Origin of the sequence: Massilia sp. TS11 (assembly GCF_022012445.1) — a bacterium.
Taxonomy (GTDB): domain Bacteria; phylum Pseudomonadota; class Gammaproteobacteria; order Burkholderiales; family Burkholderiaceae_D; genus Telluria.
Map to the genome: position 1 here is coordinate 352,491 of NZ_JAKLTS010000004.1, position 11,738 is coordinate 364,228.

The 11,738-nt window shown below is 67.2% G+C and carries 9 protein-coding genes and 1 pseudogene; 5 read left to right on the top strand and 5 right to left on the bottom strand.

What is annotated here, in order from left to right:
• Positions 1–42 precede the first annotated feature (42 nt).
• Entirely contained in the window at positions 43–879 is an 837-nt protein-coding gene (locus LZ005_RS08875; RefSeq protein ID WP_237806782.1) for a branched-chain amino acid aminotransferase, read from the bottom strand.
• Between the two features lie 128 nt (positions 880–1,007).
• Here LZ005_RS08875 and LZ005_RS08880 point away from each other — a divergent pair, with 128 nt between their 5' ends.
• The 5 genes from LZ005_RS08880 to LZ005_RS08900 all read left to right on the top strand — a co-directional run bounded on the left by LZ005_RS08880 (position 1,008) and on the right by LZ005_RS08900 (position 6,938).
• Entirely contained in the window at positions 1,008–1,658 is a 651-nt protein-coding gene (locus tag LZ005_RS08880; RefSeq protein WP_237806784.1) for a hypothetical protein, read from the top strand.
• 55 nt (positions 1,659–1,713) lie between these two features.
• The gene (gene cls, locus LZ005_RS08885) at positions 1,714–3,075 is read left to right on the top strand and encodes a cardiolipin synthase (RefSeq protein ID WP_237806786.1); all 1,362 of its coding nucleotides are present in this window, start codon (positions 1,714–1,716) and stop codon (positions 3,073–3,075) included.
• Positions 3,076–3,201: 126 nt separating this feature from the next.
• On the top strand, positions 3,202–3,426 hold the full coding sequence (locus tag LZ005_RS08890; RefSeq protein ID WP_237806788.1) for a hypothetical protein: 225 nt from the start codon (positions 3,202–3,204) through the stop codon (positions 3,424–3,426).
• Positions 3,427–3,495: 69 nt separating this feature from the next.
• Positions 3,496–4,383 (top strand): dienelactone hydrolase family protein, encoded by an 888-nt coding sequence (locus LZ005_RS08895; RefSeq protein WP_237806790.1) that lies wholly within the window; start codon positions 3,496–3,498, stop codon positions 4,381–4,383.
• A 218-nt stretch (positions 4,384–4,601) separates the two neighbouring features.
• Complete coding sequence (locus tag LZ005_RS08900) at positions 4,602–6,938, top strand: methyl-accepting chemotaxis protein (protein WP_237806792.1); 2,337 nt, start codon at positions 4,602–4,604, stop codon at positions 6,936–6,938.
• 1 nt (position 6,939) lies between these two features.
• Here the strand turns inward: LZ005_RS08900 and LZ005_RS08905 are convergent, their stop codons facing one another.
• The 4 genes and pseudogenes from LZ005_RS08905 to LZ005_RS08920 all read right to left on the bottom strand — a co-directional run.
• Positions 6,940–9,081: an HlyD family efflux transporter periplasmic adaptor subunit gene (locus LZ005_RS08905; protein ID WP_237806794.1), complete on the bottom strand. Its 2,142-nt coding sequence runs from the start codon at positions 9,079–9,081 to the stop codon at positions 6,940–6,942.
• 9 nt (positions 9,082–9,090) lie between these two features.
• On the bottom strand, positions 9,091–10,422 hold the full coding sequence (locus LZ005_RS08910) for an efflux RND transporter periplasmic adaptor subunit (RefSeq protein WP_237806796.1): 1,332 nt from the start codon (positions 10,420–10,422) through the stop codon (positions 9,091–9,093).
• Positions 10,422–11,225 (bottom strand): efflux RND transporter periplasmic adaptor subunit, encoded by an 804-nt coding sequence (locus LZ005_RS08915; protein WP_237806797.1) that lies wholly within the window; start codon positions 11,223–11,225, stop codon positions 10,422–10,424. Before LZ005_RS08915 ends, LZ005_RS08910 begins: the two co-directional genes overlap by 1 nt.
• A pseudogene (locus LZ005_RS08920) lies at positions 11,225–11,738 on the bottom strand (TolC family protein); the annotation flags it as partial. The pseudogene LZ005_RS08920 and the gene LZ005_RS08915, both read right to left, overlap by 1 nt.

Genomic DNA, 11,738 nt, shown 5'->3' on the forward strand with positions numbered 1-11,738 from the left:
CACATATAAATATCTTTTTGGCATGTTAAATTCTTAACACCGTCACTGTTGCGCGGTCCAGGCGAAATACAGATCGCGCGCCAGGGTCGCCACCGGGCCGACGGCCAGTTGGCGCTGCTCATAGCGGATGCAGGGCGTTACTTTGCCATGATTGCCGGTGTTAAAAATCTCGATGGCGGTCTCGAGCTCTTCCGGTTTGACCACCCGTTCCTCGACCGGGGTGCCGGCGTCGCGCAAAAGCTGCATGACCCGGGCCCGCGTGATGCCAGCGAGAAAAGTACCGTTGGCCACGGGCGTCACCACCTTGCCTTCGGGCGTGACCAGGAAGATGTTCGAGGCCGCGAATTCAGCCACATTGCCGATGCTGTCGCACAGCACCGCATTGTCGAAGCCGCGCGCCTTGGCTTCGCGGAAGGCGCGTGTCGAATTGGCATACAGGGCCGAGGCCTTGGCGTCGGTCGGCGCCATGCTCGGGTCGGGACGGCGCAGGCTCGACAGGCAGGCCGAGAAGCCGCTGAAGGACGGCAGGGGCGCGTCGAAGATGGTCAGCGCAAACGCGGCCTTGTCGGCCTCGGGCAGCAGAAAGCCCTCGGTGGCAAACACCATCGGGCGGATGTAGAGTTCGGCATCAGGAGCGAAGCGCTGCACGCCTTCGCGTACCAGGGCTTCGATCTCGTCCACGTTGAGCGGGCACACCAGCCCCACGGCCTGGGCCGAGCGCTGCAGACGCGCCAGGTGCAGGCGCAGGTCGCCCATGCGGCCGCCGATCGCGCGCGCGCCATCAAACACCGAGGACGCGAGCCAGACACTGTGGTCCATGGCGCCAAACAGGGGGGTATTGCCTTCGGCCCATTGGCCGTTGAAGTAAGTCAGGTACACGCAGCCTCCGCTATGCATATGTGCCGCGCCGGGTCGCAGCAAAAAAAAGGGTCTACAGTGTAACGCCTCGTGTAAGCAAGTGTTTCTTCTCGTGCAAAATACGACACAGAAATCTAGATTAAGCGCCCATGACTGCCCTGAGCCTGCCCCCACCTTCGCGCCTGCCCGCCATCGGCCTGACCCTGGCCGTGCACTTGCTGGCCGTGCTGGTGTGGATGACGGCACGCCCGCCGCATCCGCCGGCGCCGGCGGCGCTGCCGAGCAGCACGGTCTGGCTGCTGAGTCCGCCGCCAGTGCGCAAGCCGCTCCCGCCGCCGCCCGTGCCGACAGCGGCCCCGGCGCGGCCGCCGCGCGCCGCCCTGGTCCTGCCCGCTGCGTCAGTTGCCGCCACAGCGCCGGCCGCGCCGGCCGCCGCGCCGGCGCCGGCGCCCAGCCTGGATCAGCCGGCCGCCGCCAGCAGTCTGCGCGCCCAGGCGCTGCAGGCGGCCGGCAAGGCCGACGCGGCCGAACGCGGCGGCACGCTCGCACCCGGCAAGCTCAGCGCGGCGAATGCGCGCCTCGCGGCCGCCATCGAAGCGGCCACGCGCCAGCGCTTCGGCAAGGGCACGGAAATTACCGAAATCAGCGATGGCAGCGGCTTCGGTGCCTACGGCGACCGGGTCTACAAGGTCAAGGGACCGTTCGGCACCGTCTGCGCTCGCGTCGAAAGCAATGCCCAGCACCGCGGCAACGATCCATTCCGCAGCACGCCGCCGCCGATCTGGATCACCAACTGCTGATGCAAGGTTAAGCAGCGCACAGACAGCACGCGGTGCGCGCTCTAGAGTTGGGCGCATGCGCCTGTCTTCCCTGCTGCCGGCCTGGCTGCTGCTGCTCAGCCTGTGCGCCTGTGCAGCCCTGCCCGAGGTCGGCGCCCTGTCTCCCGCGGCCACGCCCACGGTGGCCGGTGCGCGCGGCCCGCTCGCGCCCGCACAGGCGCGCGCCTTGCTTGAGCGGCGCTGGCGCCAGGCCGCGCCCGGTCTCAGCCAGCGCGCCGCACTCGAAGAGGCCGCCACTGGCGCGCCCCTGATCGCCGGCAATCAGGCCACCCTGCTGTTCGACGGTCCGCAGACCATGCGCGCCATGCTGGCCGCCGCGCGCGCCGCCACCGACAGCATCAATCTGGAAAGCTACATCTTCGACGACGACCCGATCGGGCGCCAGTTCGCCGACGTGCTGATCGAACGCCAGCGCGCCGGCGTGGCCGTGCATGTGCTGGTCGATGCGGTCGGCACGCTCGGTACGCCGGCCAGCTTCTTCGAGCGCCTGCGCGCGGCCGGGGTCGCGGTGCTGGTCTTCAATCCGCTCAACCCGGCCAGCCGCAGCGGCGACTGGGAACTCAATCACCGCGACCACCGCAAGCTGATGGTGGTCGATGGCCGCATCGGCTTCACCGGCGGCATCAACATCAGCAAGACCTACGCCAACAGTTCGCTGTTCCGTTCACGCCAGCGCGCCCCGCAGGGCAGCCTCGGCTGGCGCGACACCCACATCCAGCTCAGCGGCCCGGCGGTCGCCGCCCTGCAATGGAGTTTTATCGACAACTGGCTACGCCAGGAAGGCGGCGAGCTGGCCGGGCGCGACTACTTTCCCGCGCTGACGCCGGCCGGAACCCAGCTCGTGCGTGTGCTCGCCACCGGGCCCGACAGCGGCCACGAAATTTACAAGGCCTTCCTGCTGGCCATTGGCGCGGCGCGCCGCAGCATCCACATCACGAGCGCCTATTTCGTGCCGGACGCGCGCATCCTGGCCGCCCTGGCCGCGGCCGCCCAGCGCGGGGTCGATGTACGCCTGATCCTGCCCGGCGTCAGCGACCACAGCCTCGTCTACCATGCGGGGCGCGCCAGTTATGCGGGCCTGCTGGCGGCCGGCGTCCACATCGCCGAACTGAAAGCCACCGTGCTGCATGCCAAAACCGCCGTCATCGATGGCAGCTGGTCCACCGTCGGCTCGGCCAATCTGGACCGGCGCAGCTTCCAGCACAACTATGAACTGAACGTGATCATCACCGACCCCGGCTTCGGCGCCCAGATGGAAGCGGCCTTCCGCGAGGACGCCCAGCTGGCCGTCGCGATCACCGCGGCCGACTGGGCCGCGCGTCCCTGGCTCGACCGTCTGAAGGAGTGGTGGGCCAGCCGCTTCGACTACTGGCTGTGAGGCTGGGCCCAGGCGCGCATTTGGCAAAAAAGCGACACGAACTGTTTTTTTGAACAGTACTGTGGATTTATCCAGTACTTGTGCTATGCTGTCTCCACTGTCCAAGCAAATGCATAGGAGTCTTCCATGAGCACGCTGAACACCCTGTACGGCCCCCGTTTCGGTCAACAATATGCGCCCACGCCCTTCATGCTGCGTCTGGGCCGCCGCGAGCTGAGCATCACGCGCGATTTCCGCAAACGCTTCTACCCGGTCAACCCCATTCTCGAATGCGATACCGGGGTCGATGCCGGCCATCTCGAAGTCCTGCTGTTCGGCCGCTGGCTGCTGGTGCTGAGCAAGGCCCGCTGATTTCCGCGCCAAAGGCCATGGGCTTGTGGCACACTGTTGCGCTTCATCGCCTGCATCAGGAGCCCGCCCATGTCCCGTCTCACCGCCGCCGACTTCGACCCCGCCGTCCTCAAGCTGTTTGACCAGTACGTGCATGGCCAGCTGAGCCGGCGCGACTTCCTCAGCAATGCAGGCAAATATGCGGTCGGCGGCGCCACCGGGGCCAGTCTGCTGGCCGCCCTCAATCCCAGCTTCGCCGCGCCGCTCGTGGTCGCCAGCGATCCGCGCATCCAGGCCAGCCGCGTCGAGCTGCCCTCGCCCCAGGGCTATGGCACGGTCAAAGGCTATCTGGTGATGCCGGCCCGGCCCGCGGGCAAGCTCCCGGCCGTGCTCGTCATCCACGAAAACCGCGGCCTCAATCCGCATATCGAAGACATCGCGCGCCGTCTCGCGCTCGACGGCTTTCTGGCCTTCGCGCCCGATGCCCTGGCCCCGCTGGGCGGCTATCCGGGCGAGGAAGACGCAGCGCGCGCCCTGTTCGCCAAGCTCGACCAGACCCAAACGCGCGCCGACTTCCTGGCCGCGGCGGCCTGGCTGCGCGCCCATCCGCAAAGTAATGGCAAGCTCGGCGCCATCGGCTTCTGCTATGGCGGCGGCATCGTCAATTACCTGGCCACCCAGCTGCCCGACCTGAATGCCGGCGTGCCCTTCTACGGCAGCCAGCCGCCGGCCAGCGAGGTCGCCCGCATCAAGGCCCCCCTGCTGATTCACGACGCCGACAAGGACGAACGCATCCTGGCCGGCTGGCCCGCCTACGAGGCCGCACTCAAGGCGGCCGGCGTGTCCTATCAGCACTTCACCTACCCAAACACCCAGCACGGCTTCAATAACGACACCACCCCGCGCTACGACGAAGCAGCCGCCCGTCTGGCTTGGGAGCGCAGCATCGCCTTCCTGAAAAATCACCTGAAGGCATGACCACATTGCAAAAATTCATAGTCCGACAATCTGGACAGCTTGTGAATTTCGGATAGAATTTTGACATCAGAAACCGAAAACTTGTTCACCTGACACCCAAGGACGCACTGCCGCCGGCCACCCGCCGGCCGACCGCTCAAAGCCTGCGGTAAGGCATTCACTCCTTGTTTCGACTCCCGGCCCATCCGGCCCTCCGAATCGTTACAAGAAGGAATTCGATGCGCGCTCTTCCCGTTGTCATTGCCCCGATTGCCAAGCAGCTCAACCGTTTCCCGCTGTCGGCCAAACTGTCCCTGCTCGCGGCCGTCACCATCCTGCCCCTGCTCTACCTGGCCGCGCATTCGCTGTCGGTCGACAAATCTCTGCACGACACCACCGTGGCCGAACTCGATGGCGACGCCGTCATCCAGCCGCTCGTGCGTACCGTCGAACACCTGCACCAGCACCGCACCCTCGTGCGTCCGGGCGCCCATGCCGACACGAATCTGACGGCCCTGCGCCAGCAACTGAGCAAGGACATGGCCGAGGTCGATGCAGCCCTGCGCCTGCACCCCGATCTGAAAGCCGAGCAAAGCTGGCAAGCCGCGGCCGGCAGCCTCAAGACCCTGCTCGCCGGCGGCGCCGATATGGCCGCCCATGCCCGCGTCGTCAGCGAACTGCACGCCTACATCACGCGCGTGGCCGAGCAGTCGGGCCTGCTGCTCGACCCCGATGCCGCGCCCTACTTCCTGATGATTCTGTCGACCGAGCGCGTGTTCACCCTGCTCGACGCCGTCTCGGCCCTGCAGGCCGAGGCCTTGAGCGCCCTCGACGCTGGCCAGCTGAGCCCGGCCGGCCACGATGCGCTGGTGCTGCAGCTACGCGCCGCCGAGACCAGCCTGCGCAGCATCGAAGCGGGCCTGCAGGCCTTTGAACGCGCGGGCGGCAGCCGCCCTTCGGCCTGGAAGACGGCCGAGACCGCCACGGCCGCCCTGCTCGCGGCCACCCGCAGCCACCTGCTGGGCAGCGCACTGCAAGGCGACGCCGCCAGCTACGGCGCGACCGGCGAACGCGCCAGCAAGGCCGTGCTCGGCCTGCAGAGCGCCCTCGCCGACGATCTGCGCGAGCGTCTGCGCGAGCGCGCGGCCAAGCTGCAGCACGACTTCTGGCGTTCGCTGATTCTGACGGTCGCCGCCAGCGCCGCCACCCTGTATTTCATGCTGGCCTTCTACACGGTGTTCATGCGCAACGTGAATGACATCCGCACGCGGGTGACGCGCATTGCCAGCGGCGACCTGGGCGCCGCCGACACCCCGCCCGAGGGCAAGGACGAGTTGGCCGCCACGGCGCGCGCGCTGGAAACCATGACCGACGCCCTGTCGACGATGGTGGCGAATATCCGCAACAGCGCCGTGCTGGTAGCCGAGTCGGGCAGCGCGCTGACGGCTGGCACCGGCGACCTGGCCGTGCGGACCGAACAGCAGGCCGCCAGCCTCGAACAAACCGCCTCGAGCGTGACCCAGCTGGTCAGCACCGTGCGCAACAATGCCGAGACTGCCAAATCGGTCGACAGCCTGGCCGACCGCGCGCGTCAGATCGCCGAGTCCGGCAATGCGGCGATGGAAGCGGCCGTGCGTTCGATGCAGGCCATCCAGGCCGATGCGCGCAAGGTGCAGGAAATCGTCACCTTGATCGATGGCATCGCCTTCCAGACCAATATCCTGGCCCTGAATGCCGCGGTCGAGGCCGCGCGCGCCGGTGAACAGGGGCGCGGTTTCGGCGTCGTCGCGGCCGAAGTGCGCCACCTGGCCCAGCGCTCGGGCGAGGCCGCCAAGGACATCCGCAAACTGCTCGACCAGAGCGCGCGCCAGATCGGCGACGGTGTCGAACACATCGGCGGCGTCAACCAGACCCTGGGCGGCATCGTCGGCAGCGTGCGCGACGTGGCCGAAAACATGCGCGTGATCGCTCACGCAACGAATGAACAGAGCAGCGGTCTGGCCGAGATTTCGGACGCCCTGCACCACCTCGACCAGATCACCCAGAGCAATGGCCAGATGGTCGAAGACGCGCGCGACGCCTCGGGCGAACTGGAGAAGCGCGCCGAAGATCTGGCCGCCGCCGTCGCCAGTTTCCGTCTGCGCCAGGGCGTGGCCGAGGAAGCCAAGGAAATGGTGATCAAGGCCATGCGCCTGCTGCGCGACCACGGCGCCGCCGCCCTCAACCGCATCACGGCCGATGCCGACCGCGCCTTCGCCGACCGCGACATGTATGTGTTCGCATATGACCGCCAGGGCGTTTACCGTGCCGTGGCCGGCCGCCCGGACCGGGTCGGTTCGAGCATCCACCAGCTGCCGGGCCTGAACGCGGCCAAGCTGCTGGCCGACACCTTCGAGCGCGGCGAACAGGGCCCGCGCTGGGTCGATTACGAGCTGATCAATCCGGTCAATGGCAAGGTGGAATGGAAGTCCTCCTACATGGAGAACCTGGGGCCGGATCTGGTGATCGGCTGCGGCATCTACAAATCCGTCAGCCAGCGGCCCCAGCGCCTGCTGCTGAACCAGGCACGCGCCTGATTCAGAAGCCGGCTTCGCGCCAGAGCACGCGCAGCAGCTGGCGCACCCCGCTCAGCAGGCCGCTCTGGCCGTCGGCGCGCAGATGCACGACCCCGCGCACGCGCAGGCGCGGGGCCAGCGCCGGCGCGCACTGGTCCATGCGCACGCGGTAAATGCTGTTCACTGGCACCAGCGCGCCGCGCGCATCGTGGCGCACCGCCACCCGCCCGCCGTACACCGAGGCCAGGGCCGGCTCATCGAGTTCCGTCACCGTGAAGCTGTCGATGCGGCTGATCGTGCAGTTGTAGCGGCCGAATTCGGGCGCGTCGGGCACGAAACGGGCCGACGCCCCCACATGCAGGCGCGGCAGATCGTCTTCGCCGACGAAGGCTTCGACGGCCGTGCTGCGCCGGTCGCCGATATCAAACAGCATCTCGCGCGGGGCCACCCAGACGCCGGGCGCCAGATCCTGGTTGGCGGCCAGCAGCACCCCGTCGAACGGGGCCTTGACCTGCAAGCGCGTCTGTTCTTCGAGCAGGCCATCGAGATTGGCCTTGGCTTCCTGCCAGTGGTTCTGCAGGGCCGAGCCCTGCCCCAGCAGATCGGCCGAAAAATTCTGCTGCTGCACGCGCAGGCGCAGGTCGAGCTCGGCAACGCGGGCCTGGGCGATGCGGTAATCGAGGTCGGGCGAATCGAGCACCGCCAGCACCTCGCCGGCTTTCACCGAGGCCGCGCGCGGCGCCACCGATTCCACCCGGGCGGCGGCCGGAGCAAACAGGGTCTGTTCGCGCTCGGGCGCAATCACGGCCGGGGCCGTCAATTCGAACTGCCAGGGCAAAATGATGCCCAGCACCAGAATCGCGGCCAGCACGGCGCTGCGCTTGCTCGCGCGGTTCCAGTGCATCTGCTGGCGCAGCTGCCACCAGGCCTGGAATTCCTTGGCAAACGGCAGCACGATGAAATAGCCGAGTTCAACCAGCAGCAGCACAATCCCCAGCAGCTTGAAAAAGGCGTGGTAGACGAGGAAGGCAATCGACAGGAACACCACCAGCCGGTAGACCCAGGTGGCCAGCGCAAAGCCGATCAGCACCCGCACCCGGCTCGGCGGCGCCACTTCGGGCGGCGGCAGGCCCAGATCGAACAGCTTTTCGCGCAGCCACCAGCGGCCAAACGCAAACGCGCGCGTGTGCAGATTCGGCATGCCGAGAAAATCGGCCAGCAGGAAATAGCCGTCAAAGCGCATGAAGGGGCTGATATTCAGGGCCAGCGTCATCACCCAGCTGCTGGTGGCCAGGAAGAACACGCTGGCGCGCAGTCCGCCCTCGGGCAGCATCACCCACAGGAAGGTGGCGAACACGGCCAGCATCAGCTCGGACGCGATGCCGGCGATGCCGATCTGCAGGCGCGCCGTCTTCGAGGGCAGCTTCCAGACCTCGTTGGTGTCCGTGTACAGCACCGGCCACATCACGAGAAAGGCGACCCCGATACTGGGCACCTTGCAGCCATGGTGGCGCGCGGCAAACGCATGGCCGAGCTCGTGCACGACCTTGGCCAGCGACAGCGCCACGCCGAACGACAGCAGCATCTCCCAGCCCTGATAGCCGGAAAAACTGTGGATGAAGGCATCCCACTGGCGCGCCACCAGATACAGCGAGAACAGGGCGAACGCGCCCAGGCCCATCCAGAAGCGGCGGTTCCAGAAAATATCGGTCAGGTGCAGGAAGCGGTCGAGAAAGGCCATCGGCCGCACCAGGGGCACGCGGAAGAACAGGTAGTTTTTCACCAGCCAGGTGGCCCAGTGCATCTTGCGCGCCTGCACCACCGCATTGAGCTGGGCGCTGTCGGCCGCCGTGCGCGCTTCCAGCAGATTGTGCTGGCGCAGGAACAGCAGCACCTGCTCGACTTCCTCGCTTTCGATGTCGAGCGTGGTGTCGCGGTTGACCGCCGCCACGATGGCCGAGGCCCGCCCCAGCTCCCAGCGCGTGAGGATTTCAAACGCGGCCCAGCCGAGCTGGTAGAACTTGTTGGCCGCCGGATCGCCCAGATGCCAGGCCGGGCTGCCATCGATGGCGGGCGCGGCCGGATACAGGCTCAGGTCCTCGCGCAGGCGCGGCAGGACCGGCTCCTCGTCGGCCATCTGGATGCTCGGAATTGTCAGTGCCATCGGCTTTCCTTACCAGCCCAGCCACTGGCGCGCCGCGGCCAGCGGTCGGCGCAGCACCCAGTAAATCGTCGGCACCCAGGCGCCGTGCAGCTTGGCCGTCCCGGTCAGGCCCAGGCGCGGGGCCTCGGTGCCGGGCGCAAAATCGGCCTTCAGGCGATACGCGACGATGCCGTCCGGCCCCGCTTCGGCGCGGTAGGACGCATAGCTGAGCTGGCCCTTGTACGAATACTGGGGCGCGGTCGCCAGATACAGGGTGACGTCGGCATGCTCATCGAGTTCGATGGCGTCGGCCACCGGCAGCCGGATGGCGATCTCGACGCGCTTGGGATCGGCGATCTGCATCACGCGCTCGCCCACGGCCACGCCGCGCCCGACCCAGTCATTGACATCGCTGAACACCAGCGTACCGGGGCGGCTGGCCTTGACCTGCACGCGCGCCAGCATCTGTTCCGAATACTGGAGTTCGGCCGCCTTCTCTTCCATCCGGCCCTTGCGCAGGGTCATTTCCAGACGGCCCTTTTCGTCATCGGTCACCGCCATCTGGGCGGCCTGACGGTATTCCTCGGCCGCCGCCTCGTAGGCCTTGCTGGCCACCCCCAGGCGCGTGCGCACGCCGGTGGTGTCCAGATCGAACAGCGGATCGCCGGCCTTCACGGCCTGGTTCGGTTTCACATGCACGCGGTCGACCACGCCTTCGAGCGGGGCGCGCACCAGGAAGGCATCCTTGGGCACGACCTCGGCCGGCGTCAGCACGGTCAGGCGCACGGGGAACAGGATCACGGCGGCGCTGATGCCGCCGATCCAGCGCAGGCGTTTCTTGTCGGCCTTCAGCTTGCGCAGCTGGGCCTTCCAGCCCGGACGCGGCAGAAAGGCGCGGTAGGCATGGCCATAGGTCGCGGCAAGTTCGCGCAGCACGTCGATCTCGCCTTCATGCCAGGCTTCATCGCGCGCCAGCAGCCAGATGCCCTGCTCGTCCGAGCCGGGCCGCTGCAGCGACAGCAACAGCGCATGCAGCGGCAGCCAGTCGTCCCAGTCCTGGGCCACGGCGCCGCTCAGGGCGCTGGCGTCGATGGTGCGCGCCTCGCCCACGGCCAGCGGGCCGGTGGCGGCAAACAATTGCTCGAGCCACTGGCCATAGGGCGTGTTCGCCTCCGGCTCGGGCAGACCGGAGACGGCCATGAGGCCGCGCTCGCGCATCCATACGACCGACTGGCGGTAGTCGATCAGCTGGCGGGTTTCATTGACGACGACAAAGCCCAGCTCGGCACGCGAAGCGGCGTCGCGCGCGCGCTTGCCGAGCTGGATCAGCCCGGCCAGGACATCCGTATGCGGGGTGGACATCAGCGTTTCGGGAAGTTGGCCCAGCCGCTCATGCCGGGCAGCAGATCGCCGCCATTGCCTTCGATCTCGGCCGCCACCGACACCGTCTGGCTGACCGGGTCGATGCGGGCGCCCATGCGCGTGACGCGGGCCGGGAATTCACGCCCCAGCTCGTCGACCTGGACCGTAAACTTGCTGCCCTTTTGCAGCCAGGCCATCCACTTGGACGGCACGATCAGGCGCAGCTCGAGGCGGCCATTGTCGACCAGGTCGAGAATCGGCTTGCCCTGCTGGACGTACTGGAAAGGATCGGCATACACCTTGGCCACGCGGCCCGAGAACGGGGCCGTGATCGTGCACTTCGACACCACCACCTTATTGGCCGAGGCCTCGGCCTGCAATTCCTTGACCTTGGCTTCGGCCTGTTCGACTTCGAGCTTGGAAATCGAATTGAGCTCGGCCAGGCGCTGATTGACTTTCAGGGTCTGGCGCGCGGCGTCGAGCTGGGCTTCGGCCTTGGCCAGCTGGCTCTGGAACAGCGAACAGTCGAAGGCCACCAGCACCTGGCCGGCGCCGAAGCGGTCGCCCTCCTTCACCGTCAGACGCGCGATCTTGGCCGCCACTTCGGCCGACAACACGGTCTGCTGGGCCGGCAGGAATTGCACGCGCACGCGCCCGTCCTTGTCGATCGAGGCATTGGCCGGGTCGGCGGGCGCCGGGGTCGGCTTGGCGACGGCCGCCGCGGGCGCCGGCACCGGAGGCGCCGCCAGGCTGGCGCCCGCGAACATCAGGCTGGCCAGACAGGCAAAAGTGCGCAAGATCATCAAGGTTTCTCCTCATTGCTAATCGCGTGCAGACGCTCGCGGATGGCCGCGGTCAGGGTTGCCACATCGTGCGCCTTGACCGAGTCCGGCAGCGGGTCGGCGCCGGTCGAGGCGATGACCTGGGCATACGCCGTCTGCAGGCTGGCGTAATTCTGGTAACGGCGATAGTCAGCCATCAGTTCGCTGGCGCCGCTGCGGATCGCATTCGTGCGGCTTTGGGCATCGTTGTTGGCACCGGTCGTCGTCTGCTGGTTAATCAAACGGTCAATCTCAAACAGTTCCTGCGACAGGTCGAACTGGCGCTTGCGGCCGGCAAAATCGCGCATCGCCACATGCACCTGCGTCAATACGGCCATATCGAGAGCCAGCCGCTGGGCGCGTGCGACGTCCGTCTGCTTCTCGGCCACCGCCTGCTGTTTCTTACCGGATAGGATACCAAAAAGGTTCCAGCTCATGCGAACCCCGCTGTCGATCCATTTCTGGTTGTGCAGGTAGGAGTTGCTGTCGTAGTGA

Excerpts from the sequence above, each read along its gene's own strand:
- LZ005_RS08880 (WP_237806784.1), top strand. The coding sequence starts at position 1,008 with ATGACTGCCCTGAGCCTGCCCCCACCTTCGCGCCTGCCCGCCATCGGC.
- cls (WP_237806786.1), top strand. The coding sequence starts at position 1,714 with ATGCGCCTGTCTTCCCTGCTGCCGGCCTGGCTGCTGCTGCTCAGCCTG.
- LZ005_RS08890 (WP_237806788.1), top strand. The coding sequence starts at position 3,202 with ATGAGCACGCTGAACACCCTGTACGGCCCCCGTTTCGGTCAACAATAT.
- LZ005_RS08895 (WP_237806790.1), top strand. The coding sequence starts at position 3,496 with ATGTCCCGTCTCACCGCCGCCGACTTCGACCCCGCCGTCCTCAAGCTG.
- LZ005_RS08900 (WP_237806792.1), top strand. The coding sequence starts at position 4,602 with ATGCGCGCTCTTCCCGTTGTCATTGCCCCGATTGCCAAGCAGCTCAAC.
- LZ005_RS08905 (WP_237806794.1), bottom strand. The coding sequence starts at position 9,081 with ATGGCACTGACAATTCCGAGCATCCAGATGGCCGACGAGGAGCCGGTC.
- LZ005_RS08910 (WP_237806796.1), bottom strand. The coding sequence starts at position 10,422 with ATGTCCACCCCGCATACGGATGTCCTGGCCGGGCTGATCCAGCTCGGC.
- LZ005_RS08915 (WP_237806797.1), bottom strand. The coding sequence starts at position 11,225 with ATGATCTTGCGCACTTTTGCCTGTCTGGCCAGCCTGATGTTCGCGGGC.